The organism is Caproiciproducens sp. LBM24188, assembly GCF_054130445.1.
The window spans coordinates 662,869-688,997 of record NZ_CP196862.1; the positions used below are offsets into that span (position 1 = coordinate 662,869).

24 protein-coding genes are annotated in these 26,129 nt (G+C 40.6%); 16 read left to right on the plus strand and 8 right to left on the minus strand.

The features are described 5' to 3' along the window. The first annotated feature begins 74 nt into the window (after positions 1 to 74). Positions 75 to 1,061 carry a hydrogenase expression/formation protein HypE gene (gene hypE / locus ACSVDI_RS03050; RefSeq protein ID WP_457944632.1) on the plus strand — a complete coding sequence of 329 codons (987 nt, stop codon included), beginning with the start codon at positions 75 to 77 and terminating at the stop codon, positions 1,059 to 1,061. A 48-nt stretch (positions 1,062 to 1,109) separates the two neighbouring features. On the opposite strand, the gene ACSVDI_RS03055 is transcribed toward hypE, so the two are convergent. The 7 genes from ACSVDI_RS03055 to ACSVDI_RS03085 form a co-directional block, all read right to left on the minus strand. After that, positions 1,110 to 2,234 carry a GerAB/ArcD/ProY family transporter gene (locus tag ACSVDI_RS03055; protein ID WP_457944634.1) on the minus strand — a complete coding sequence of 375 codons (1,125 nt, stop codon included), beginning with the start codon at positions 2,232 to 2,234 and terminating at the stop codon, positions 1,110 to 1,112. Positions 2,235 to 2,243: 9 nt separating this feature from the next. Next, positions 2,244 to 2,462 carry a hypothetical protein gene (locus tag ACSVDI_RS03060; RefSeq protein ID WP_457944635.1) on the minus strand — a complete coding sequence of 73 codons (219 nt, stop codon included), beginning with the start codon at positions 2,460 to 2,462 and terminating at the stop codon, positions 2,244 to 2,246. Continuing rightward, positions 2,455 to 3,603, minus strand: a complete 1,149-nt coding sequence (locus ACSVDI_RS03065; protein ID WP_457944637.1) for a Ger(x)C family spore germination protein — start codon at positions 3,601 to 3,603, stop codon at positions 2,455 to 2,457. The genes ACSVDI_RS03060 and ACSVDI_RS03065 overlap by 8 nt, the downstream gene beginning before the upstream one ends. Beyond that, positions 3,600 to 5,108 carry a spore germination protein gene (locus tag ACSVDI_RS03070; protein ID WP_457944639.1) on the minus strand — a complete coding sequence of 503 codons (1,509 nt, stop codon included), beginning with the start codon at positions 5,106 to 5,108 and terminating at the stop codon, positions 3,600 to 3,602. Before ACSVDI_RS03070 ends, ACSVDI_RS03065 begins: the two co-directional genes overlap by 4 nt. A 384-nt stretch (positions 5,109 to 5,492) precedes the next feature. Then, positions 5,493 to 5,750, minus strand: a complete 258-nt coding sequence (spoIIID, locus tag ACSVDI_RS03075; RefSeq protein WP_457944640.1) for a sporulation transcriptional regulator SpoIIID — start codon at positions 5,748 to 5,750, stop codon at positions 5,493 to 5,495. A 910-nt stretch (positions 5,751 to 6,660) separates the two neighbouring features. After that, entirely contained in the window at positions 6,661 to 7,035 is a 375-nt protein-coding gene (locus tag ACSVDI_RS03080; RefSeq protein ID WP_457944642.1) for a RidA family protein, read from the minus strand. Beyond that, positions 7,019 to 7,678, minus strand: coding sequence for a helix-turn-helix transcriptional regulator (locus tag ACSVDI_RS03085; protein ID WP_457944644.1), 660 nt, complete (start codon positions 7,676 to 7,678; stop codon positions 7,019 to 7,021). Before ACSVDI_RS03085 ends, ACSVDI_RS03080 begins: the two co-directional genes overlap by 17 nt. 352 nt (positions 7,679 to 8,030) lie before the next feature. On the opposite strand from ACSVDI_RS03085, the gene ACSVDI_RS03090 reads away from it, so the two are divergent. From ACSVDI_RS03090 to ACSVDI_RS03100, 3 genes are all read left to right on the plus strand, one after another. Then, the gene (locus ACSVDI_RS03090; RefSeq protein WP_457944646.1) at positions 8,031 to 9,218 is read left to right on the plus strand and encodes a trans-sulfuration enzyme family protein; all 1,188 of its coding nucleotides are present in this window, start codon (positions 8,031 to 8,033) and stop codon (positions 9,216 to 9,218) included. Between the two features lie 47 nt (positions 9,219 to 9,265). Continuing rightward, positions 9,266 to 10,642, plus strand: coding sequence for an ABC transporter substrate-binding protein (locus ACSVDI_RS03095; protein WP_457944647.1), 1,377 nt, complete (start codon positions 9,266 to 9,268; stop codon positions 10,640 to 10,642). Between the two features lie 83 nt (positions 10,643 to 10,725). Continuing rightward, the gene (locus ACSVDI_RS03100) at positions 10,726 to 11,631 is read left to right on the plus strand and encodes a carbohydrate ABC transporter permease (RefSeq protein ID WP_457944648.1); all 906 of its coding nucleotides are present in this window, start codon (positions 10,726 to 10,728) and stop codon (positions 11,629 to 11,631) included. A gap of 36 nt (positions 11,632 to 11,667) precedes the next feature. On the opposite strand, the gene ACSVDI_RS03105 is transcribed toward ACSVDI_RS03100, so the two are convergent. Beyond that, positions 11,668 to 12,708, minus strand: coding sequence for an IS6 family transposase (locus ACSVDI_RS03105; RefSeq protein WP_059031389.1), 1,041 nt, complete (start codon positions 12,706 to 12,708; stop codon positions 11,668 to 11,670). A gap of 124 nt (positions 12,709 to 12,832) precedes the next feature. Between ACSVDI_RS03105 and ACSVDI_RS03110 the strand changes: the two genes are divergently transcribed. The 12 genes from ACSVDI_RS03110 (at position 12,833) to glf (ending at position 25,822) form a co-directional block, all read left to right on the plus strand. Continuing rightward, positions 12,833 to 13,678, plus strand: coding sequence for a carbohydrate ABC transporter permease (locus tag ACSVDI_RS03110; protein ID WP_457944649.1), 846 nt, complete (start codon positions 12,833 to 12,835; stop codon positions 13,676 to 13,678). 499 nt (positions 13,679 to 14,177) lie between these two features. Continuing rightward, entirely contained in the window at positions 14,178 to 15,305 is a 1,128-nt protein-coding gene (locus tag ACSVDI_RS03115; RefSeq protein WP_457944651.1) for a glycosyltransferase, read from the plus strand. Continuing rightward, the gene (locus ACSVDI_RS03120) at positions 15,302 to 16,798 is read left to right on the plus strand and encodes an ABC transporter permease (RefSeq protein WP_457944653.1); all 1,497 of its coding nucleotides are present in this window, start codon (positions 15,302 to 15,304) and stop codon (positions 16,796 to 16,798) included. Before ACSVDI_RS03115 ends, ACSVDI_RS03120 begins: the two co-directional genes overlap by 4 nt. A 14-nt stretch (positions 16,799 to 16,812) precedes the next feature. Continuing rightward, positions 16,813 to 17,541, plus strand: a complete 729-nt coding sequence (locus ACSVDI_RS03125; RefSeq protein WP_457944655.1) for an ABC transporter ATP-binding protein — start codon at positions 16,813 to 16,815, stop codon at positions 17,539 to 17,541. Beyond that, positions 17,525 to 18,364 carry a DUF4422 domain-containing protein gene (locus tag ACSVDI_RS03130; protein ID WP_457944656.1) on the plus strand — a complete coding sequence of 280 codons (840 nt, stop codon included), beginning with the start codon at positions 17,525 to 17,527 and terminating at the stop codon, positions 18,362 to 18,364. Before ACSVDI_RS03125 ends, ACSVDI_RS03130 begins: the two co-directional genes overlap by 17 nt. A 20-nt stretch (positions 18,365 to 18,384) precedes the next feature. Then, positions 18,385 to 20,358, plus strand: a complete 1,974-nt coding sequence (locus ACSVDI_RS03135) for a DUF4422 domain-containing protein (RefSeq protein ID WP_457944658.1) — start codon at positions 18,385 to 18,387, stop codon at positions 20,356 to 20,358. A gap of 17 nt (positions 20,359 to 20,375) precedes the next feature. Continuing rightward, entirely contained in the window at positions 20,376 to 21,344 is a 969-nt protein-coding gene (locus ACSVDI_RS03140; protein ID WP_457944659.1) for a DUF4422 domain-containing protein, read from the plus strand. A gap of 21 nt (positions 21,345 to 21,365) precedes the next feature. Beyond that, positions 21,366 to 22,139 carry a glucose-1-phosphate cytidylyltransferase gene (gene rfbF, locus ACSVDI_RS03145; protein WP_457944661.1) on the plus strand — a complete coding sequence of 258 codons (774 nt, stop codon included), beginning with the start codon at positions 21,366 to 21,368 and terminating at the stop codon, positions 22,137 to 22,139. Positions 22,140 to 22,149: 10 nt separating this feature from the next. After that, positions 22,150 to 23,208, plus strand: coding sequence for a CDP-glucose 4,6-dehydratase (gene rfbG, locus ACSVDI_RS03150; protein ID WP_457944663.1), 1,059 nt, complete (start codon positions 22,150 to 22,152; stop codon positions 23,206 to 23,208). Further along, positions 23,205 to 24,122: an NAD-dependent epimerase/dehydratase family protein gene (locus ACSVDI_RS03155; protein ID WP_457944665.1), complete on the plus strand. Its 918-nt coding sequence runs from the start codon at positions 23,205 to 23,207 to the stop codon at positions 24,120 to 24,122. The genes rfbG and ACSVDI_RS03155 overlap by 4 nt, the downstream gene beginning before the upstream one ends. Beyond that, complete coding sequence (gene rfbC / locus ACSVDI_RS03160; RefSeq protein WP_457944667.1) at positions 24,119 to 24,688, plus strand: dTDP-4-dehydrorhamnose 3,5-epimerase; 570 nt, start codon at positions 24,119 to 24,121, stop codon at positions 24,686 to 24,688. The genes ACSVDI_RS03155 and rfbC overlap by 4 nt, the downstream gene beginning before the upstream one ends. Next, on the plus strand, positions 24,689 to 25,822 hold the full coding sequence (glf, locus tag ACSVDI_RS03165) for a UDP-galactopyranose mutase (protein WP_457944669.1): 1,134 nt from the start codon (positions 24,689 to 24,691) through the stop codon (positions 25,820 to 25,822). Positions 25,823 to 26,129 lie beyond the last annotated feature (307 nt).

Consider the following 26,129-nt stretch of genomic DNA (forward strand, 5'->3'; position numbering starts at 1 on the left):
TTGTCGAACGAGTTTGGTGTTGAAATTTTATTCCGGATGCTCAGACCGGTATCTGCGAGAGGATGGTCATCAATATGAAAATTACATTGGCGCATGGAAGCGGAGGAAAAGCAACTTCAGAGCTGATTCATGAAATCTTTGCAAACCGGTTCAATAATCCGGTTTTGGCAAAGATGGAGGATTCCGCCGTGGTGCCTGGTGCGGAAACCATTGCCATGACAACGGACAGCTTTGTGGTGACCCCCGTGTTTTTTCCGGGCGGCAATATTGGGCGGCTGTCCGTATGCGGAACCGTTAACGATCTTCTGATGAACGGCGCCGAGCCGAAATATCTGACCTGCGGGTTTATTATTGAAGAGGGTGCCGACAGCGAGGATTTGGCCCGCATTGCCGATTCCATGGCGGAAACGGCCCGCGAAGCCGGCGTTTCCCTTGTGGCCGGCGACACGAAAGTAATCGACGGCAAAGGCGGGGTGTATATCAATACAGCGGGCGTTGGTTTTGTTCCGCGCGGCCGGGTAGTGAGCGCTTCCCAATGTGAAACCGGCGATGTGGTGCTGCTTTCCGGTTATTTGGGGGAACACCACGCGGCGATATTAAGCTCCCGTATGGGCATTGAAAATCAGATTCAAAGCGACTGCGCGCCGTTGAACGAAATTGTAAACGCGTTGTTCCGTGCAGGGGTGCGGGTTAAAGCGATGCGCGATGTGACGCGCGGAGGGCTTGCCACCGTGCTGAACGAATTTGCGCAGTCCTCTGGCTGCTGCATAGAGCTTGAAGAAGACCGGCTTCCGGTTTCTCAGGCGGTAAAAGGCTTTTGCGGAATTCTTGGGCTGGACCCGCTTTACATGGGAAACGAAGGAAAGCTGGTGGCGGTCGTGGAACGGGAAGACGCCGAAAAAGCGCTGCAGGCCATGCGCTCCGCCCAATACGGAGCCAATGCCGCCCAAATCGGAAGTGTCATTTCCGGGCAGACCGGAACGGTTTTGGTGAAAACCGGAATCGGCGGAACCCGAATTGTCACGGAACTGTATGGCGAGGGTTTGCCGCGTATTTGCTGATGGATAGACGATAAAAGCAGGAAAAAGCGAGGATGCTTTTTCCTGCTTTTATGTTTTTTCCGGGGAATTATTGGTGCTGGTTTTGCTGCTTTTCGTGCCTGAACTTATTCGGGCACGGATTTCCGCGCCAATCCACGTGGCGATCGGCAAAATGATTTCATAAGGAACGGAAGAGATGGCACCATATGGAACAAAATTGAAAAACTGCTCCAAGTCCTTGTACAGCAACTGCATTAATGTGATGATGAGGATTGCGCATGATGCGGTAAAGGCTTTGTAATTCGGTAGTTTGAAAATGTGACTGAGTCCTAACGACGAAGCATACAGGCATACGCAAAACTTAATAGAGCCGTTCAGCATTAGATTAATACCGATTAATACTTCAAAACGGGAAAAGAATTCTTTTAGCGATATAATGCTGACCGCTTCATAGGATGGAAAGTAATACATGTTGGTGGAAAGGCCTAATATGGCTACGTCTCGGACCGCTACAATAATATAAATAATGGTGTTGAAAACGAGAGCTTTCAGAAAAATTTTTTTAATATTTTCTTCTGGCTGCATATTGGAAATAAGAGAGAGGCACAGGACTGATTCTCCAAGCGGCAGAATCAGTCTAATGGCTGATACTTTAAGGATCGCAGGAAAATCGGAATTCATTACGGGAAGCATGTTGCTGAATTCCATATTTTTGAATCCTGCGAAAAAAGTGAATAAAATAAAAGTAACAATCACGAGCCAAGTGAATTTTGCAAGGCGTGCGATATTTTCAGGGCCGCGTGTCACGACCAGAGCGCCAACCAGAACCATAAACGCAGCGGTGATCAGTTCTGGTGTTTCAGCCAAATTGACCACACGGATAAAAACAGCTAAAATCTTGGTCAGCTGGCTGGCAAGCAGAATGGCGTACATGGTATAAATGGCCGTAATAATACGTCCAACTATTTTACCGAAAACTGCGTCATTGATTTCAAACAGATTTTTTCCAGGATATAGCTTTATTAGTCGGTCATAGATGCAAATTATTGGAAGAAATAAAAGCGCAGAAATCAGAATACAGATCCAGAAATCCTGTTTCACTTCTTTGTTGCTGGCGGTGACCACCAGACTGCCGGTCCAGAACATAAACAGGATGCTCTGCATTTGTTTTCTTGTAATTTTTTGGTTACTCATAATACTACCTCATGGTATCTTCAACATGGATTGAATCGCGTGCTGTATCACTGTGGTAATGGCAGGAAACTGAACCCCCATCACAATCATAATGTTTACAATGAGAGTGATGAGATAAACCGGGATAGAGAAAAACAGCCCTTTGGTTTTCTTTTCTCGAATCGCTGGGATCAGATCTGTGAAGATTAACACGGCATAAAAAGCGCCGATTATCAAATAATTATCCATTTTCACTCACCTTAATTTTGTCTTTTGCAACGCCGGTGTTGTCAATTTTTACCCTGGCAGTAACTTTGCATTTTGCTTTTATAAATTCCTGATCCCACTTATCTTTTACTTTATTCCAATAATCCGGATGGTACTGACTTATCGTTTTTCCAAAGCAGAAAATATCGCATCCAAAGTTTTTCTGGGTTTTTTCAACAAGCTGTTGAATCCCACTCTCCACGTATTTTTGGGCGGAAGCTTCCAATTTTTCAATCCCGTCCTGTGTAACATAATTTTTTACGGTTGTGTCATCTGCAAGCGAGGCTTGCACTTCTACATTGATATTCATCGTAACCTGGTCGCCTTGAATCTCGGGGGTTATTTTGGTTTTACTGCCGAAAATCTCGAGCGTAATATTTTGGCCGTCGTTTTCGGGGCTGAATACTAACAGGCCGCCCTGCACTTTATTTCGGACAAATAAAAAGAATTTCGTATCTTCTCGTTTGATATATCCGACCAGCTTGTCTTTTTTAAAAATGGCGGATCCATCCAGTTCGGCGGTTTCAAGTTCGCCCTGCTGTATGGGCTTAATGGTCGCAAGAACCAAAGCACAGCCGTCGCCGTCCAGAAGATTAGCTGCTTCGTATAGCTGAACGTTTGGGGATTCTGAGAGGTTTTCTTTGCTTTCTGAAATTGCTTTCCAAATGTCCAGTGAAATCAGAGTACTGGAGACTCCTTGCCTCTGAAGCATTTCGCCCGCAGTGGGTGCGGTGGATACGACCGGAATCATGGTAATGCGCAGCTCCTGGTCACGGAGCACAAAGTCAAAGATAGGCGCCACACCGCTTGCAGCAAGATCCTTACTGATTACCAAAATTTTTGCATCCGGGAAATACAGCCTTCGTTCGCTGTCTGCGACGGCGTTTCGAATCGCCTCAAAGATTGTTTTTCCTTGGGTGATTAAATATCTCGGCTTGGGCTGCTGCTCTTTCGGGTCTAAAAATTCAAAGGTCACTTCATACGGATATCCGTCTTTCCCTTTATCCACTGCAAAACCGGTTACTATAGCGATCTCTTCCAGTTCACGGTAGTTCCAGCAGCCGGTCATGCACAGCATGGAAACGGTCAGCAAGGCCACCAGAAATACTTTCAATGTTTTCATTGGGAATCTCCTTTGCTGGCATTGCGTATTCTGTTCGGGGAAAGATACTTCGGCCTTGTAATCATATTCTTCCATGAAGTACGGTGAAGAATATCCTTTCGATCTTGTTGGTCATTCGAATAGGCACTGGTCAAAATCGGTACACCAAACGAAGTAACACTGAAAATGTAAGCCAAAAAGGCCAGCATTCCAAACATGTACCCATATAGCCCTATAAATCCGCTAAGGAACAATAAAATGAAGCGCAGTGGAACGCCAATGCCCTTAATTAAAGGAACCATTAATCCGGCAATTCCGGTGACAGCTACAATAATAATCAGCGGCGCGCTCACAATTTTTGCCTGCACAGCGGCTTGTCCAATAACCAGAGCGCCGACGATGCTTAGCGCTGTTCCCATATTGCCCGGCATTCTGGAGCCGGACTCCCGCAGCATTTCAAATATGACGAGCATAAAGGTGCCCTCCACTATGGTCGGGAAAGGGACGCCCTGACGGGCAGCGGCGATACTCATAATCAGGGAAGTTGGAAGCATTTCCTGATGGAAGGTAGCGAGGGAAAGGTACAAAGCGGGCATGCTGATAGAAAAAATAAAGGCGAGAATACGCAGTATACGGTTGATAGAGGCAAACATGTAATTGATAAAATAATCCTCATCACTCTGAAAATATTCAATAAAGAGATGGGGAACGGTTAAAACCACGGGGGTTCCGTCTACTACCAGCGCAACGCGGCCCTCCAGCAGTTTGGCGGCGATAACATCGGCCCGTTCCGAACTGCCAATCGTTTCAATGGGAGAATTCGGTTTATCCTTAATAATTTCACTGATATAGTTCACGTCTAAAATGCCGTCAATATTAATTTTTTGCAGCCGGGATTTTAACTCTTTCAATACTTCCGGCGCTGCAATTCCGTCAATGTAGCAGATGCAGGCGTGCGTTTTCGTGCGCACACCCAGGTTTAGATATTCCATTTTGAAATCCGGAGTGCGAATGCGCCGCCGTAGCAGGGAAAGATTCACCATAAGCGATTCGGTAAAGCCCTCCCGTGGTCCTTTTAGAACTCTTTCATTTTCCGGTTCCTCAATGGAGCGGCTCTGCCATCCCTTTGTGTTCAGCACCAGAGCCTCCATAAATCCGTCTGCTAGAAGGACGGTGTCGCCGTAAACAATGGCTTGTACGATTTTTTCCATGTCGGTGGTTTTTTCTACGCTATCGGAAAGCGTAATATTCTTTGCAATCAAATCGATTAAATCCGGTTCTTTTTTATCCGGGCGATATTCTAAAAGCGGACGGATGATATCCTGATTGATTAGCCGGTTATTTACCATACCGTCACTAAAAAACAGACAGAATTTTATTGCCGGGTCGGTCGGTGTTTCCAACTGGCGCATCGTCAGCGTATCATTATTTTTAAAAATGGTGCGGATTAGCACAATATTGTCTGTCAGGCTGGTTGTTAGCTTTGACTCTTCCACAATTTGACTGCTAAGTTTGCCGGATTCCAAAAAAATCGCCTTCTTTTCGTCAGTGTGATTTCTTCATGAAATGATTGCTGCTGAAATAATAATATTTACGAGAAAAAGAAAATTATTCATAAGGCAGTGTCAGGCGGCGGGCATTTAATCATTCCGAAGCAAGGCGGCGACGGCATATTTGCATAAAAAGGCACAGCCGAAAACGGTGCTTTTACGCCATTCGGGCTGTGCTCTTTGTATTTTGAACGAAGAAAGGCTACTTTAGACTTGTTTGCAACATGGCGTAAATTCTGAAAAGAAAGAAAACCACCCATAAAACAGGGCAGGAAAACCGTTCCCATCGTTTTTTCAAAGAAACACCGGAATCAAGACTGGTGTTTCTTGGTTCCTCCCAACGTTTTTTACAAACGGGGCCTAAGTATCGTTATGTTTTTTATATTTCATCTTGGTTGCCATGCCACCCCGGATATGCCGCTGTGCTTTATTGATTTCAAGTATCTGTTTTACTTGCCGGTACAGCTGGGGGTCCACATATTTTAATCGCTGTGAGACGTCTTTATGTACGGTGGATTTGCTGACCCCGAACTTTTTCGCCGCGCCGCGAACGGTGGTCTTGTTTTCAATTATGTATTCGCCGAGCTCCACGGCGCGCTCCTCAACAACACCTTTCACTGTTACACCCTCCAAACAAATCCGATTGCTAAATAGGTATGCTTGGAAGGGGAAAAATAGTACAACAGATGCCTGCCGAAAACAGCATGTTTTAGGCAGGAAGAACGGGCACTGGTGTCGGCACCCATGGAAACAGTGTAGGCCGGAGCGAATTTTGGGGAATTCTTGGATATAGGAAGGAAAGTTTGTCATGGCAGAGCTTTGAAAAGTTTATCGAGTACAGGTTGGAAGTGAAGCTAGAAGCATGTCGAATGAGAAGCAGCAGCCTTCTGGAGGAACAAATTTATCAAATGAATATTTATACAATGCGTGCTCTCTTTTAAGGAGGTACAAGAAAAATTTTGCAGAAATTGAGGTAATATTTTCTAAATTGATGCAGTTTTAATTTCAATATGTAATTATCTTTCTTGATTTATTTTGTATAATTGTTATCAAAAATGTAATGAGGACGGAGACAATGTGAGTACAGCCTAAAAATAAAATGGAAGCTGAATGAATCCTGGAATGAAAACGATTTGAATTAACAGTAGCATGTCGATTAAGGCAATTTGCTATTTCCCATGAGAGTAATGTATATCGTAATGATCGCCGACGCTGTGGATGCGATTACATCTGGCCGACCTTATAAGCAGCCTACTCAAGAAATGAAGGATGCAATCACAATACTAAGAAATGACGAAGGAAAATACCATCCAGAGTACCTTACTTGGTTGGAGAACATACTGCAATAGAGTTTGCAATATTGCATTACTGTCCGCTGCCAGATGCAGTACAGAATATAAGGTATCCTCAGTCTTTCTATGAAATAGACCTACTGATGCGAACGATAATGGTTCGAGAAAGCAACACTACATAGGTACAATCGAAAAAAGGAAGCATCGCTATTTTTCAGCGATGCTTCCTTTTGCTTTTAGTCCACTGTTGCCACTAGTTCGATTTCAGCCAAAACGTTTTTTGGTAGTGTTTTGACCGCAACACACGAACGAGCCGGTTTTGAAATAAAGTACTTGCCATAAATCTCATTAAAAGCAGAAAAATCATCCATGTTTGCGATAAAGCAAGTTGTTTTGATTACATTTTCAAAACTGCTTCCAGCTTCCTGAAGTAATGCGGCAAGGTTTTTTATAATTTGCGTGGTTTGTGCTTGAATTCCATCGGGCACTTCTCCTGTTTCAGGGTTAATCGGAATTTGCCCCGATGTATAGAATATTCCGTTGACAATAACCCCCTGAGAATATGGGCCAATGGCACTTGGAGCTTTTTCTGTGTTAATTACCGTTTTCATTCTCATTCTCCCTTAATTTCCTTTTTGAATTTTTGATATATCGATAGATGCTCTGTTCAGAGACATTTAATGCCTCCGCTGCAACCATTACCGCTCCCTTCATTAAAAAGAGTCCTTTTGCCTGCATTTCTGCAACAATATCCTGCTTTTCCTGAATGGATAGCTGATCCACAGAATTGGATTTTGTATGCTCCTGAATGATGTTATTAGTCATATCCTCTAAGGAGAGGTTGAAATTTTCCCGAATGTATTCATCCTGTGGAATGGTCAAAAACTCACTAATCAGGTCTTTTGCTTTTAGCAGTCCGCTGATATCAATATTCACGCAAAACAGGCCAATCAATTTACCTTCATTTGTTATAAAGTATGTTGAAGAACGAAATGTCTTTCCATTATTCCCTTTGCCAATGTAATTGCATACATATGGCTCATTATGATAATCATGATTGCTGACCAGTTCCAGCGCGTAATCTGTAATGGGCCCGCCAACTTTACGGCCGGTGAGACTGGGTTCCGTAATATATAGGATGGATTGTTCTGCGTTGGACAAGTCTGAAATTACCACCTCACAATAGCTTCCAACTGTTTTCGAAATGAATTCAGCCATAGGAATGTACTGCATCAGTATTTTCTTACTATCCATAACAATGTCCTCTCACTTTACCAATATGATAATTTATTTTTATTAATACGACTTTACAAGCCATATTATAACAGAATAATCTTGAAAAATCAAAGTAAAAATAATAAATTTTTATTATTTGTTTTTAGGAAAAGACTTAATATTATAAGAATTATTCTTATTTTTATCGAATCCATTGTTGAATTTAATATTTTTAACATTAATATTGCAATAATTTTATTGCTAATTTTTGTTGAGATAAACAAACTTAAAAAAATAATTTATCATCCGTTGACCAGATAAAAAATATTATTATACTTAAGTCGCAAATTTCGGACAAATAATTGTATGTTGTGAAAAGAGGCTATTTTTTATGACGCAATCCAATTCTGAGTATAAAAAAGATTCCAAACTGATTACTGCTCATTATGCGGAAAACTATGAGCATTATTACAACGCAATCGTGCCGCCTATTTTTATGAACTCATTAAATGTTTTTGAGCACATTGATGCGTATTACGATTGTGATACCAAGGATATCAATACATACGTTTATGGCAGAGTGCAAAATCCAACGGTTCGTATTGTGGAAGAAAAAATCGCCGCATTGGAGCATGGCGCGAAAGCTGCACTGTTTGCTTCCGGTATGGCCGCCACAACTACAGCGATTCTTTCTACATGCAAAATGGGAAGCAACGTTGTTTGTTTAAGAAACGCATATGGGCCGGTAAAAACATTTCTAGATAACTACTGTGTAAAACACATGGGAATGACCGTTACTTATGTGAAAGGTGATTCGCTTGAAGAATACGAACAAGCGGTTACTGATAAAACAGATTTGATTATGTTGGAAAGCCCGTCCTCCGTTGTCTTTTCTTTGCAGGATATTCGCGGCGTGGTAAAAATCGCTCACCAGCATGGTGCCAAGACGATTATCGATAATACATTCTGCACACCGATTTATCAGCAGCCTTTGGACATGGGTGTCGATCTGGTCATGCATACGCTTTCCAAATACATGGGAGGCCACAGCGATCTTATCGGCGGAGTTCTGGCTTCAAAAGATGAGGACTTAATGAATTACATGCTGGATCAAAGAGAGCTGATCGGCGGTATCATCGGGCCTGTGGAAGCCTGGTTGGTATTGCGCGGACTGCGCAGCTTGGAAGTGCGGATCGCACAGCATAATCAAACAGCGCTGAAAGTTGCAAAATACCTTGAAAATCACCCCAAGGTGAAACGGGTCTATTATCCCGGTTTGAAATCACACCCGCAATATGAACTTATGAAAACTCAACAAACTGGAAACACCGGTTTACTAAGCTTCGAGATAAATGGTACGGTAGAACAGGCAAAAGCCGTTGTTAACAACTTGTCGATTTTTAAAATAGGAGTGTCATGGGGCGGTTTTGAAAGCCTTGCATGCATGCCGCAGCTTCGCCTCGATGAGAAAACCTGCAACTGGTTGGGAGCTGGTCAGGGTATTATCCGTTTACACTGTGGCTTGGAAGGGGCTGAAAATCTAATCGCGGATCTTGCTTCAGCCCTTGAAAAGATATAAATGTGGATTTGAGTTGAATCTGAACGTAGGAGGGGGAAAAGGTAACCGTGGATAAGAAAAAAACTTTTAGGAGGAAATGTATGAAAACCAGAAAAGTCGCAGCTTTCTTGGCCACTATTATGGCAGTTTCATCAACTTTTGTAGGTTGTAGTAATGGGACGAATTCTAGCAGCAATAATGCGCAAGACAATTCAGGGAACGTCACGATTACAATGGTTGAATCTTTAACCAGTCCTGAACGTACGGCAGTGCTCCGCGAAATTGCCGATAAATATCAGGAGTCGCATAAAGGGGTTACTGTTAACATCATTTCTCCTCCACTCGAAAACGCAGATACAAAAATCACTCAAATGCTTCAGGAACAGCAGGATGTTGATATTGTCGAAGTACGTGACAGTACCTTAACTCAGTTTGCAACAAACAAGTGGATTGCAGCGCTCGAAAAATACGTGGATCAGTGGGATGAAAAAGATACGCTCACGACTTCCGCCAAAGAGGCAATGAAAACATTCCAGAACACAGATTATCTCATTCCTTATGGATTCTATCACAGAGCAATCTTTTATCGGAAAGACTGGTTCCAGAAAGCCGGTCTGGAAGCACCGAAAACCTGGCAGGATATCTATGATGCGGGCAAGAAGCTGACGGATGCTTCCAACTCGAAGTACGGATACTCCTTCCGTGGAGGCTCAAGCGGCTATCAGTATGCCGACACATTGTACTGGAGCTACATAGGTGTGGAAGAGCTGGCAAATCCAAATGCAGGCTACTATACCAAGGAAGGCAACGGTAAGACCATTTTTACACTGCCTAAAGTAAAGGAAGCATTACACTTCTACAAATCCTTGTTCAAAGACGTTTCCCCGAAAGATTCCGTTGCATGGGGATTCTCTGAAATGGTTCAGGGCTTTGTCGGCGGTACCACCGCGATGCTGATACAAGATCCTGAGGTTATTGCCACATGCTCCTCCAGCATGAAAGACGACGAATGGGATATGGTTGCGTTCCCCGCAGGACCTTCCGGAGAAGCTGTGTCGCCGAATGGCTTTGCCGGATGGGGGTTAACTTCCTTCAGTAAGCACCCCGATCAGGCCGCTGATTTCCTGCTCTTCCTGTCGAATTCGGAGAACAACACATATTTCGCGAAGAAGTATTCCACGATCCCGATTCATTCGGATGCAGCAGAAAAAGACAGCTATTTCTCAACTGGCAAATTCGCACTTTATTTGAAAACAGAAGAACAGCCGGACGTATATAAATATGCAATTCAGCCACAAATGTACGAAGCATTTGCACAGTGCAAAACAGAAGTCGATAAGAAATATCAGCAGTATTTGAATGACACAATTACCGACGATCAGCTGCTGAAATGGCTGGATGAGTTCTGGACAGAGGCATACAAAGCCGAAGGCAAGAAATGGTAAACTAGCAGAGCTCTCTATAAAAGCCACAGAGTGGTCATATCGACCACTCTGTCTTTTTCATAGAAGAGAAGCGGGGGGTTACAATGAACAAAAAAATTACGCTGAAACGAAAAAATGGTCTATTTATTTTTCTAATGTTATTACCTGCTGTTGCCTTGCCCTTAATCTTTACCTACTATCCTATGATAAAAGGAGGATTAATGGCGTTCCAAAGCTATAATCTGGTAAACATTAATAATATAAAATGGATTGGGTTCGATAACTTTACAAATTTGTTTTCTGGTTCGGAACAGGATGACTTTAAATTAGCGCTGTGGAATACTGTTAAGTGGGTGTTTATTTCACTTGCCTTTCAGTTTTTAATTGGTTTTGCCTTAGCACTGTTGCTTAAAAAGACGTTCCATGGATCAGCAGTTTACCAGGGCCTGATTTTTTTTCCGTGGGCCGTCTCGGGATTTTTAATTGGAATTATGTGGCGCTGGATGTTTAACGGTACGTCAGGCGTCATTAACGATATTTTGATTCGTATGGGCATCCTTGATCAGCCGTTTGGATTTTTAGCCAACACATCTACTTCTTTGGCGTCCGTAATCGTCGCAAATATTTGGTACGGAATTCCGTTCTTTACCATTATGATTACTGCTGCGTTGCGTGGGGTTGCTCCGGAATTGTATGAGGCAGCTGACGTTGACGGTGCAAATGTTTTTATTAAATTCTTCAAAATTACAGTTCCTTCTATTAAATCCGTTTTAATGTTGACGGTCTTATTGCGCGTCATTTGGATTTTCAACTTCCCAGATTTAATTTATTCTATGACAAACGGAGGTCCGGGCGGATCCTCCAACATCATCACCTCGTTAATGATGCAAAAGGTACAGAGCCTGGATTACGGTGCTGCATCGGCAATTGGACTTTTATGTATTCTGTTTTTGAGCGTCTATACCATCATTTATCTGCTGTTTACAAAGTTTACAGGCTTTGTAAAGTAAACATGAAAGATTAAGAAGGGAAATCAGCCAATTGCTTCAAGCGACGAGGAAAAGCTTGCGTTTGCTTCTGGCAGAAAGGTTTAGGCCCGCAACTTGTGCCGGGGTCAGACCGTCAAGAGCGGAATGAGGGCGGACAAAATTGTAAAAGAAGAGAAAAACCGCGATAAGATTGTTGGCGGAATCGAACGAGGCAAATCCCTGTTTGGTTTTGTACCACGCCTTGAATTGCTTGTTAAAGCATTCGATCAGGTTGTTGGTAATATCATCGCTGAAGCTCTGGACCCGGATATGTTTCACGCCAAGCACTGCTTTTACAGGAACTTTGTAAGCACTGTAGCGGTCGGTGACGATGGCTCCGGGTTTACCGAGATGTTTAACGGAATTTAGTAAGGAAAACGCCTGAGGGCTGTCCCTGTGCCTGGAAAGGTGGAAGCTGAGAACAAAGCGGGTTTCGCTGTCCACAATTAACCAGAGGTAATACTTCATGCCTCGGATTTTTACTACAGTTTCGTCCGCGTGCCATTCGTCGGAGTTGAAATTGAGCGTTGGCATCAGTTCAAGCGCGATGTTTTGAAACAAAGGCGCGAATTTCGTACACCAGTTACTGATAGTAGTGTGGGAAACCTGAATATTCATGACAGTACGCAGAATCAAAGCAATATTACGGAAAGAGTTTTTTCCCAGATAAAACATCGACAGTGCCGTCAGGATAACATGCACTGGATAACGCATCCGCTTGAAATCTGTTTTCCCCGACAGCTTCGACATGGAAGGTGCCGTAACGGCAGCCGGTTTCGGCACAAAAATGGAATGGCCGCACTTCTTGTCGCAGCATTGGTAGTTTGAGTAGTATTTGTGGTCATGGTGAAGGAACATGGCTTTTCCGCAGACAGGGCAAGTCGGATAAGGACGCACGCGCGGCCTTCCGGGTTTGTCAGCCGCATGGGCATCCGGCGCAAATTGATGCCCGCATACACGGCAAAGATATTTCTGGTTTCCATATTTATCTTTGCCATAACGATAAAAGTTTTGATGGTTGTTGCATTTCGGACAGCAAATCTGGTATGATTTTGTCATGAGGACTCGTCTCCTTTCGGGAGTACATTGTTTTGTGTCAAAACCATTGTACCAGAAGGGCTGACGAGTCCTCAACTTTCATTTAACTTTACAATACGAGTTTACAGATTCGGAGGAATAAGGAATGAAAGGACATCAGGCAAGTAAAGCAATTGGAAAAACAATTAAATACTTATTCTTATCATTATATCTGATCATTGTTATTTTTCCGTTTCTTTGGATGCTGCTGACATCATTAAAATCCTCTCAGGGTGAAATTTATGCATTTCCTGTGAGATATTTACCGCAGGCTCCTTCCTTTGTGAATTACAGTTCTATGTTATGGAAAGGCAATTTCTCACGTTATATGCTCAATTCCTTTATTGTTTCGGGCATTGCTGGAGTCGGGTCTGTATTTATCGGAATTTTAGCGGCATATGTCATTTCCCGCTATCGGTTCAAAGGCCAGGGAGCCATTCTGTTCTTCTTTTTATTTACACAGATGATTCCTATGTTCATTATGCTGGCACCTCTTTATCAGATGCTTTCCAAGATGAACATGCTGAATAATATCTGGACCCTCGCCCTTCTCTATGTTAATATGATGATACCATTTTCGGTTGTTACACTTCGAGGATTTTTTTCAGGGATTTCTTCTACGATAGAAGAGGCTGCCCAAATTGACGGCTGTGGAAGATTGCGTGCGCTATTTAATGTTATTGTACCTATTATGCTGCCGGGTATTGCCGCTACATTCATTTTCGCTTTTATCAATTCCTGGAACGAACTTTTTATGGCCATTATGTTTATCGATGTAGACCAGTTCAAAACCATTCCTGTTGGATTGAATGCACTCATTTTAAAGTACGATATTAAATGGGGTGAAATGTCCGCTGGAGCGATTATGGCACTAGTCCCAACGATTATCTTATTCTCATTTGCACAGAAATATATGGTTGAAGGTCTATCCGCAGGAGCGGTTAAGGGTTAAGCTAAAATAAAATCATATAAAACAGGCTGTTACAAAGTAAAAATTTGCAGCAGCCTGTTTTCACATTTAAGACTCCCCTTCATATGCGAATGCTTGAATAACTTATTTGCTCTGCTGCCGAAATTGATTGGGATGGTTTAATGAAATACTGGTTGGTAGATTTGGCACAGGATGGATTCTATGCAGAAAATCTCAAGAATCCGCAGAGCTACCGCATTCGCTATCGGACTTATCCGGATGTGTAGGAGTGAGAATAATATGTCCGGCATAACAGTTTCAGGGATTCTCAAATTAGACGGTTAATGGAAATTCAAATTAAAAATTGGATGGTTATGGAACAACCAAGAGCAACAGAAAATCCTCCACGGAAATGGCCTGTTTCATAGGTACTTGGGGGTTTACCAATTTCGATATTTTTTATTAGAAATTATATGGTAATATTCTTGCCATTTATATAAAATTGAGATAAAATGAAAAATATGTAAAGTGAGTGGTGTGCTTGAAAAAAGTTCTTTACTGTGCTTCTACTATTGAACATATCAAAAATTTTCATATTCCGTACTTAAAAGCCTTTCATGATAACGGATATGAAGTATGGGTTCTTTCAAATAAAACCGAAATCCTACCATATACAGAATATGTAGTGGCATGCCCACTTCAAAAGAACTTTATCAGTGTTACAAATATTAAAACGATTTTTACCATTAGAGAGTTAATAAGAAAACAAAATTTCGATATTATAAGTACACATACCACCCTAGCAAGTGTAGTTGTTCGGGCAGGTATTATGCTATTAAAAAGAAGACCGAGGGTCTTTAATACATGCCATGGCTATCTTTTCAATGAAAAGGATGGTTTAAAAAAATGGCTGTATCTCCTGCCAGAAAAAATTTGCGCTTCCGTTACAAATAATGTAATGGTTATGAATCATGAAGATTATGAGATTGCAAAAAGACATAAGCTTTATAAAAACAACCTATATTTTATTAAAGGAATGGGTATCGATTTATCTCAGTTTTATCAAGCATCACAACATGAAAAAATGGTACAGCGCATAGCACATGGTTATTCTGAAAATGATTTCTTATTTGTTTATGCAGCCGAGTTTTCAAAACGTAAAAATCAAAAGTTGCTCATAAAGGCTTTTGCTAATGTATGCGGAAAGATGCCTAATGCTAAGCTCTTATTAGCCGGAAGCGGGGCACTTTTAGAGAATTGTAAAAAACTTGCTGAACAATTACATATAAACGGACAGATACGCTTTTTAGGATATGTAGAAGATATGCGGGGCTTATATATTATGTGTGATGTTTCTGTAACAACTTCAAGAATTGAAGGGTTACCTTTCAATGTTATGGAGTCGATGGCCTGTGGACTGCCCGTAATAGCAAGTGATATCAAAGGACATAGGGAGCTTGTGGAGGATGGAAAAACAGGCGTTTTATTTAAAAGCGAGGATAAAAATATAACCCAATTAGAAAATGCGCTTTTAATGTTGTATTCATGTCCAGATAAGCGCAAAACATTTTGTAATGCAGGAATTGAAAAAGTTAAAGAATATGCATTGCAAAAAGTAAAAGGTCAAATTGAACAAATTTATGCAATAAATGATCGAGGGAATCTATGATAAATTTTCTAAATAGGGAAGAAAATACTTCGTTTTCAGATGGTGAACAAGCTGTTTCAGACCAAATCAATCTAAAAAAAGTTTGTGCTTTTATTTTATCAGGATATATCATTTTAGCGCTCCTTTTCTACATTTTAGCCGGGGAGCAGCTGCATTTTCGCAGTTCCAGAGGAAATGTTAAAATGCCAGTGCCAAATTTCGGCACTGTGGAAATGGTAGCAGGAGCTAAGGTTGAACAGACTTTTACGCCGAACATACAGCGCTTTAAACAGGTTTCTGTTACATGGGGTACTTATGGCCGTCGCAATAAAGGGACAGTTTTGATTGAATTGTACAATTTGAAGGATAACAATAAAATTCTATCGCAAACGGTTGATGTTTCTAAGTTGACAGAGGGAGCCGTTACTACGGTGGCTTCTGAAAAATATTTAGAAAACCTATACGGAGTTCCGCTGCTTCTTCGGATTACTTCCCCGGATTCTGTTACTGGCAGTGCCGTTTCTCCAATGATGAAGACAGATGCGGAGCCCAAAGCGGGGCAACAGTTGTATTTGAACGGCAAGGCAGTCAATGGGGTACTGGCCTTTTCTGCAGAAGGGCAGGATTACATCTGGCTTGGGTTACACTACTGGAAATTTATAGCTTCTGGTGGTATTTTGTTGGCGGCCTATCTGATTTATATCCTGATGCGGGCAAAGAGAAAGCAAAAAAGTGTTCTTCTGAACGCTCTTGTTGCTATGAAAAAGTACCGGTTTCTGATTCATCAACTGGTCTCTAGAGATTTCAAAACAAAATATAAACGTTCTATTCTCGGCGTATTCTGGAGCTTCTTGAACCCGTTGCTGATGATGGCTGTACAGTATTATGTTTTTTCAACGATTTTCAAAACAGATATTGTTTTTTACCAAGTGTACCTGCTTACAGGTATTATTATGTTTAACTTTTTTTCTGAAGCGTGTGGTATGGCCCTTACTTCTATCCTAGGAAATTCCAGTCTAATCACCAAAGTTTATGTACCAAAATACATTTATCCATTGACGCGTACCCTGTCTTCTTTGGTCAATCTGGCAATTTCACTGATTCCACTGTTTGCGGTAGTGTTCTTTTCTGGTGTGCCATTTACACAATCCTTCTTACTGTTTCCATTTTTTTTACTATGCTTGGCTGTTTTTTGTTTGGGGTTGGGAATGATGCTGGCGGCCGGCATGGTGTTTTTCAGAGATGTACAGTTCCTGTGGGGTGTTTTCAGTATGATGTGGATGTATGCTACGCCTATTTTCTACCCTGAAAGCATTTTGCCGGACCAGTTCAAGTTTGTGTTGCAGATTAATCCACTTTACTATTTTATAACCTTTGCCCGTACCTGCATTATCAACGGTATTTCACCGGAACCGATTGCATATGTTCAGTCGTTTCTGCTTGCGCTGGGAATGTTACTTGTGGGAGCTTTTGTTTTTAAGAAAACGCAGGATAAGTTTATCCTGTATATTTGATTAGGAGCAGTGCCATGTCTGAAAATATGATTGAAATACAGAATGTATCCATGCGGTTTCGGTTTGCCAATGACAAGATTATGTCCCTAAAAGAGTTTGTGACTGCAAAACTACGCGGAAAGCTAGCTTACAAAGACTTTTGGGCACTGAAAAATGTTTCCTTTGATGTTAAAAAAGGAGAAGTAGTGGGAATAATTGGCCGAAATGGAGCAGGGAAAAGTACATTGCTGAAAATCATTTCTAGCATTTTGAAGCCAACAGAGGGAACTGCGATTTGCCATGGGAATGTCGTCCCTATGTTGGAACTGGGCTCTGGATTTGACGCCGATTTAACAGGTCGTGAAAATATTTTTTTAAATGGTGCCATTCTAGGATATACAAAGGAATTTTTGGAAAGCAAATATCAGGAAATTCTGGATTTTTCAGAATTAGGACAGTTTATTGATATGCCGATCCGCAATTATTCTTCTGGGATGATGATGCGTCTAGCATTTTCTATTGCCACGTTAGTTAATCCGGAAATCTTAATTGTGGATGAAATTCTTTCTGTTGGAGACGAGGCATTTCAGAAAAAAAGTTATGCCCGTATGATGGAACTAATGAGTGGCGGCACAACAGTCCTTTTGGTATCTCATGATTTAGAGCAAATTCGCAACATGTGTAGTCGTGTTGTTTGGTTAGAACACGGTAGTGTACATATGTTTGGAAATGCGCAGGAGGTCTGTAATGCCTACTCGCTTTAATGACTTTTCGGATGTCCGGCTGTATGTAATATATCATAAAAACATGATTATGCCGGAGATCCCTGCACTAACTTTTTTACGTTCTGATTTACATGAGAAGGACAATATTGCAGACAAAAAAGATTACTGTGAACTGCGAGCTCAATATTATGTCTGGAAAAATCAAAAATCCGACTATGCCGGATTTTTTCATTATCGCAGGTATCTGGAATTCACAGAGGAAAAACTTGTTCATTTGCCGGCCGGGAAAAGGCCTGTTCCTTATAGAATTCAGCGCTTTCCTCAGAGAAATCAGTATAAAGAGAGGGTGTTTGGATCCATTATACCTAAATTTGATGTGATTGCACCGGTATGGGAATATACAGGAATATCTGTATGGGAACGCTATGCGACTGCTTCCGGACAACGAGGAAATGACCTGAAGCTAGTATATGATATTATCCGTGAAAAATATCCAGCTTATTTATCTGCCGCAAATGAATATCTGGATGGAAAAGGCGAATATTACGGTAATATTTTTATTATGAAATGGCAATGTTTTGATGATTACTGCCGGTGGCTTTTTGGCATTTTAGAAGAATTTGATAAAAAAGTGCAGAACCCCTTGCCCAGAACAGATGGATATTTGGGGGAGAGGCTTTTTGGAATCTATTTCACCTGGCTGTACCATCAGCCTGGAATACGGTGTGCGGAACTGCCGAGGATTCATTTTTATGAATATGATGATAGAAATCATGCGTTTTTGTGTGCGAAATTTGTCAATTTCTTTCTACCACCTGGCAGTAAAAGGCGTGCAACGCTGCGGCGTTTTGCTGTAAATTAAAATGATTTTGGAGGATTAACATGAGCGATATTAAAATTTTCGTATCACACCGGATTGATCAGGATAGTGTTACGATTGACAATCCGCTTTACGTGAATGTACGCTGTGGCGCAGTTTATGATAAACGTTCTCCTGAAGAAATCGGCGGCATGCTAGGGGATGATACGGGGGATAATATTTCGGAAAAAAGAGATTCTTTCTGTGAATTAACGGTTCAGTATTGGGCTTGGAAAAATATTCAGGCCGATTATTATGGATTGTGTCATTATAGAAGATATTTATCTTTTAGTAGTAAAATATTTAAAACTAATACTTACGGCGTGATTCCAAAGGCTTTTTTAGATACACAAGTAATTAAAACATTTTCTCTTGTAGAAGATGTAATGAGAGAATGTATTGAACAATATGATATTATTACAGCTGTTCCAGTAGATGTCAGGATGCTCTCTCCTGAAATTAAAAATATATATGATTATTGCCACTTAAGCAATAATGATTTTAATTTAGATGATATAGAACTTCTGTTAGATGTAATCAAAGAATTATATCCTAATTTTTATGAAATTGCAGTTAACTACTATAAACAACCATATTCTCGATGGTATAACTGCTTTATTATGAAAAAGGAGATTTTTCATAATTTTTGTAAATGGCAATTCAATATTCTTTTTACACTTGAGACTCGACTTAAAATGGATAGATATTCAGCTCAAATGAAACGTGAACTTGGTTTCTTTGGAGAACATCTATACGGAATTTATTTTAATTACTTGAAGAGTAATTTTAATTATAATATTTTGGAGAAACAGATACTTTTTATCGAGAATACAGAAAAAGAAATTCAATTAAGACCTTTTTGTGAAGAAAACAATATTCCTATAGTGCTTATGTCAAGCAATTTCTATGTTCCTTACTTGAGTGTTGTCATACAATCTATCATTCAACATGCAAATGAAAAAAACAATTATGATATTATAGTATTAAACAAAGAGATTACTTCTGATAATAAAGACATTTTGTTAGGTATGTGTTCAAAGTACAATAATATATCACTACGATTTTATGATCCCTCTAGTAAAACCAATAATAGAAACTTTTATGTTGCAGCATCAACTTATTCTGAAGAAGCATATTATCGCCTTTTGGTACCTTGGATTTTAAAAGATTTTGAGAAAGCTATTGTTCTTGATTGTGACTTAATTGTCAAACGGGATTTAGCTGATTTGTTAAACGTTCCAATGACATCTGATCAATGTATTGCTGCTGTAAAAGATGTAGTATATCAAGGAATGCTTAACGGAATCGAACCAGATTTGAAAATATATTGCAAAAATGAGATGAAGCTTAAAAATCCATATAATTATGTAAATACTGGTGTTATGGTTTACAATTTAGTTGCTATTCGAAATATAATGACTGAAGAAAAAATTCTTAATTTTGCTTCATCACATAAATTTCGGATTCAAGAGCAAGATATTTTAAATGTTATATATGAAGATCATATTTATTTGTTGGATTTGCGTTGGAACTATTATGTTAAGGTAAATGAAATAATCAAAACTTGTATCACCTATGCACCTGCGGAATCTGCTATGATATATGATGAATGTCGTAAGACACCGTATATTATCCATTATGCTAATAATCCAAAGCCATGGAATGCACCTTCTGTTGATTTGGGCTATGAATGGTGGCAATATGCCAGACTATCGCCGTATTATGAAGAGATTATTTTACGCATGACAGCTTCAAATGAGACTCGTCTGGCTGTATGCGATTTGCAAAGTAGATTAGGCTTATTTGATCACCGAACAGGTGCTCGCAAACTAGCCGACAAGCTTTTACCCAAAGGAAGTCGACGTAGGGAATTTGCAAAAAAGCTATTACCAAAAGGTTCTCGCCGCTGGAACTTCTGTAAGCAAATCTATTTTATCATTCGTCCAAAGTACAGACCGAAAAAGCAGGAGGATGACGAATTGGAAGACATCGCGTAAAGATGGTGCTCTGAAAGATGATTAACATTCGAATTTTTGTATCGCGCCGATTGGATATCGACAGTTTGAATATTTCTAATCCTTTGTACATTCCAGTGCATTGCGGAGCTTTTCGTCAATCAATTACTTCCCCTTATCTCGGGGATAATACCGGCGACAATATTTCTGAAAAGCAGCCATATTATTCTGAACTGACCGTGCAGTATTGGGCATGGAAAAATCAACAGGCAGATTATTACGGCTTGTGCCATTACCGCCGGTATTTATCTTTTTCGGACAAACGATACCGTACAAATGAGCAAAACATGGTTGTAGAGCCTATATTATCACCGGGAGCAATTCGGCGGCACAAATTGATGGATAGTAGTAAAATGCAAAGCGTTATTAGTAAATATGATGCTATCGTATCAGAAAGCGCTGATGTTACGAAGATTCCCATTCCAAGTGGTGGATTTCCAAAAACAGTCCGGGAACTTTGGGAAGGACATAACGGAGTCTTTATTTACAAAAAGGATTTAAATGTTCTTTTGCAGGTTATACACGATTTACATCCGGAATATATGGATTCTGCGTTGAAATATCTGTCTGGTTCGGCGCATAGAGGTTATAATTGCTATATTCTACGGCGCGATTTGTTTTTTACAATGTGCCAGTTCCAATTTGATGTTTTAGATGAATTAGAGCGCCGTATAGATATAAGTACATATCAGGGAAATCTGAAACGGGTTTTCGGATATATGGGCGAGATCATGTATGGTATTTATATTTATGATTTGCAGCAGAAGGGTATTTATAAAGTGCAGGAACTTCAGTTGGTTTATTTTGAGGAAACACGACAGCTAAAGAATTTTATGCATAGGGTTTGGTTGATCGCATTAGCTTACCTAACATTTGCATTAAGACACAGTTCCGAAATTATTTTACCCAAGGGTTCAGTAAGACGAGAGAAGGTAAAGAAATTTATAAAGCGTTTACGCGGTATTTAAAATGAAAGTGAGTGGATTTTGATGAAGGCAGTCATTCTAGCAGGCGGATTTGGTACGCGTATCAGTGAGGAAAGTCATTTAAAACCAAAGCCGATGATTGAAGTTGGCGATCAGCCGATTCTCTGGCATATAATGAAATATTATTCCTATTACGGAGTAAACGAGTTTATTATTTGCGCGGGCTATAAGCAGCATGTGATCAAGGAATACTTTGCAAATTATTATCTTCACCGGTCTGATATTACTTTTGACTTTACGAATCATAACCATATTACCGTACATAACAATGTTGCTGAGCCATGGAAAGTAACCGTTGTAGATACCGGCTTAAACACGATGACTGGCGGACGAATCAAACGTATTAAAAATTATATCGATGACGAGCCATTTATGATGACTTACGGAGATGGCGTTTGTGACGTGGATTTGGACAAGTTATTGGCTTTTCATAAGAAGCATGGAAAGTTGGCAACGATGACAGCGATTCAGCCTGGTGGGCGTTTCGGGACGCTGGAAATAAAGGATGATTTTACTATTTCAAGGTTTGCGGAAAAACGGAAAGAAGACGGTGGCTGGATTAACGGTGGATTTATGGTACTTGAGCCAAAGGTAATCGATTATATTGAAGATGACAGTACTACCTTCGAGAGAGAGCCACTCGAAAAACTTTCAGAAGAGGGACAATTGGTTGCTTATCAACATGACGGATTCTGGCAATGCATGGATACTCTTCGTGACAAAGAAAAATTAGAGTCTTTATGGATGTCTGGAAAAGCGCCCTGGATGAAGTGGTAAGGAGAATACAATGACAAATTTAGAATTTTTTCGTGGAAAAAGAGTGTTTGTAACCGGCCATACTGGCTTTAAAGGGTCTTGGCTTTGTCGTATTCTTTTAAATGCTGGCGCTGAAGTTACTGGATACTCTTTACCTGCACCTACTGAGCCAAACTTGTTTTCTATGGCGGATTTAGAAAACAATATGAATTCTATCATTGGAGACATTCGTGATGAAGCAAGTTTAAAGAAATCCTTTGACATGGCGCAACCGGAAATTGTTTTACATCTGGCTGCACAACCTATTGTTCGAGAAAGCTATCAATCACCTGCCTATACATACGAAACAAATGTGATGGGTACGGTTAATATTCTGGAATGTATCCGGCAAAACACCTGTGTGAAAAGTTTTTTAAATGTAACCACAGATAAAGTATATCAAAACAATGAATGGCATTGGGGATATCGTGAAAATGAGCCTTTGGACGGATATGATCCGTATTCCAATTCAAAAAGTTGCTCTGAACTGGTAACCCACAGCTATAAAAACAGTTTTTTTTCGGATGGTTCGGTAGCAATCAGTACCGCACGCGCAGGAAATGTTATTGGCGGCGGGGATTTTGCTAAGGACCGTATTATTCCGGACTGTGTGCGCGCTGTGCAAAAAAAAGAAACGATTATCGTAAGAAATCCTCACTCTACCAGACCATATCAGCATGTACTTGAACCGTTGTTTGCGTATCTAATGATTGTGCAAAAGCAGTACCAAGATAGGAAATATGCAGATTGGTATAATGTTGGTCCCGATGAATGTGATTGTGTTACAACAGGAGAATTGGTTGATTTGTTCTGCAAAACATGGGGCGAAGGAGCATCATGGGAGGATCGATGGACAGGTGGCCCACACGAAGCAAATTTTTTAAAACTGGATTGTTCTAAGATTAAAGCAACTTTTGACTGGAAGCCTACTTGGCATATCACGGATGCTATTGAGAATACCTGTAATTGGACAAAAGTATGGCTTTCTGGGCAGGATATTCCATCTGAAATGGATCGGCAAATTAAAGAATATAGGGAGAAAATGCAATGAAAAAAGTTGTTATATCTGGGGCAAATGGTTTTGTCGGTGGAGCCGTAACCCGCGAATTAATTTCGCACAACATAGAAGTCATAGCATTGGATATGGAGGGTTGCAGCGGAAATCTGCCCAAGTCTCCTTTAGTTACTTTTATCCCGATGTCTCTGGATAATCTAACTTTGCTAAAGGATAAAATACAGGTCGGTTGTTGTGATACATTTTTTCACTTTGCTTGGGCCGGTTCCGCTGGCTCCGCCCGTGCGGATACAGCTCTTCAATTAAAAAATGCTCAATGGACAATAGACTGCTTGCGTTTCGCTAAGGAACTTGGATGCAGAAGGTTTATATGTGCAGGCAGCATAATGGAACATGAGACCATTGCTGCTGCGTTTTCAGCAGGCAATAAACCTGGTCTGGGATATATTTATGGAAGTGGTAAATTGGTAGCACATACCATGTGCAAATCGGTAGCTGCCGACATTGGTATGGATTTAGTATGGGCACAGATTACAAATGCCTACGGCGCTGGGGAACGTTCTCCTCGCTTCGTGAATACTACTTTGCGCAAAATCATTCATGGGGAACCGTTGCAATTTACTGCCGGTACACAGAACTATGACTTTGTTTATATCGATGATGTGGCACGTGCATTTCGTTTAATTGGAGAAAATGGGAAACCGTTTTGTGAATACATTATAGGTAGTTCGAATGCTAAACCTCTTAGAGAATTTGTATTGGAAATGAAATCAGCGGTAGCACCGGAAAAAGAGTTTATTTTCGGAGATATACCATTTACCGGAATTAACTTACCGCTTTCTGCTTTTGATTGTTCCAAAACAGAAGAAGATACTGGATTTAAATCTCAAATAAGCTTTGCAGAAGGCTGTAAGCGTACTTTGGACTGGTTGAAAGAGGTGGAAAAATGATGCAAAAGTTTTCTTTTCAACAAACTGATATTAACGGCTTGATTTTAGTTAAGCCTTTTGTGGCAGAAGACGTTCGCGGTTATTTCATCAAAGACTACTCTCAGGAAGTGTTTGAGCAAAATGGAGTAACACATGACTTAAAAGAAGTATTTTATACGAATTCACATAGAGGAGTGATTCGTGCATTGCATTTTCAGCGCGAAAAGCAACAGCCTAAATTGGTTCGTTGCGTATGGGGACACGTCTATGATGTAGTAGTCGATTTGCGCAAAAATTCGCCTACCTTTAAAAAATGGCTTGGTTTTGAACTTTCAGAAGAAAACAAAGATGAGTTGTTGGTTCCTGCTGGCTGTGCTCATGGATATTTAGTATTGGAGCATTCTGTGGTTTCATATAAATGCGCGGAAAAGTTTTATGGAGAGTACGATGATGGTATCAAGTGGAACGACCCGGAAATCGGTGTGAAATGGCCGCTTGAACGTGTAGATAATCAGATTATTTTAGCAGATAAAGATAAGAATCTTCAAACATTTTCAGAGTTTATGGAAAAGTACGGTGGCTTTTAAATGGATTATTTAGTAGTAGGCTGTGGTCTATCTGGTTGCGTGGTAGCGCGGAATCTAGCCGAACGGGGTCATAAAGTTACCATATGGGAACGAAGGGATCATGTTGCGGGGAATATGTATGATTATGTGGATTCATATGGTATTTTAGTACACAAATATGGTCCACATACCTTTCACACCAAGAAAAAAGATTTGTACGATTATATATGTCGCTTTGCTAGCTGGGAAGATTATAAACTTACCTGCATGGCTGAAATCGATGGTATCGTAACGCCGACTCCGTTCAATTTTCAAACGATTGATGATTTTTATGACCCTGAGCAAGCAATGACACTGAAAGCGCATATCAAAGCAGCTTTCGGGGATAGGCAGACAGCGACTGTGGTGGAAGTGATACAGCATGAAGACCCATTAATTCGAGCATATGGCCAGTTCTTGTTTAACAAGGATTACAGCCTGTATACCGCAAAACAGTGGGGTGTATCGCCTGACAAAATTGATGTCAGCATTTTGCAGCGTGTTCCGTTACGTTTTTCTTATGATGTAGGCTATTTTGATGATGAGTATCAGGTTATGCCTCGGTCAAGTTATACGGATTTTTTCAAGAGCCTGATAGACCATCCTAATATTACAGTCGAATTCAATATTGATGCGGCTACGCGCCTTTCAATCAAAGATTCTCAACTGTTTCTTGATGATCAGGCCTGTCCATGTCCGGTTGTTTATACGGGAGCTCTTGATGAACTATTTGACTGTGTAGTAGGACCACTGCCCTACCGTTCTTTACACTTTGAATGGATGCACGAGGACATTGAAAGTAAGCAGAAAGCACCTGTGGTTGCTTATCCGCAGGCGGAAGGATATACCCGCATTACTGAATATAAAAAATTGCCAGTACAAAAGGTAAGAGGTACTACTTATGCGGTAGAGTATCCCCTACCTTATCATAGTGGCAGTCAATCAGAACCGTACTATCCAGTTTTAACTGAAGAAAGCAAACGGCAGTATGCCAGCTACAAGAAATTAGCCAATAAGGTTGATAACCTTTATTATTGCGGACGTTTGGCAGACTTCAAATACTATAATATGGATCAGGCGCTAGAACGGGCTTTGGAATTATGTAATATATTATAAGATTGTAAGTATGATAAGAATGAAGAAAAATGTAGCCAGGTTCTGTCACCTCCATGGCTTTCTCTTTCTTCCGCCGCAATATAAACCGTTAATTTATGAGTCATGCTCACTTATACCAAACTTTCTCCACACCTTTATATAACTTAGCCGGGCGCCACGGCACGCTTTTCTAGAAATCCGATTGTTAAAAAAGTATGCTTGGGGAAAATCGTGTAACAGAGACTGCACCGAAAGAAATGCTTTGAAAATTTGATAAAGCATAACCCGATCCAAATTTCCTTCTTGGTTCCTTTAAATCCAGAGGAAG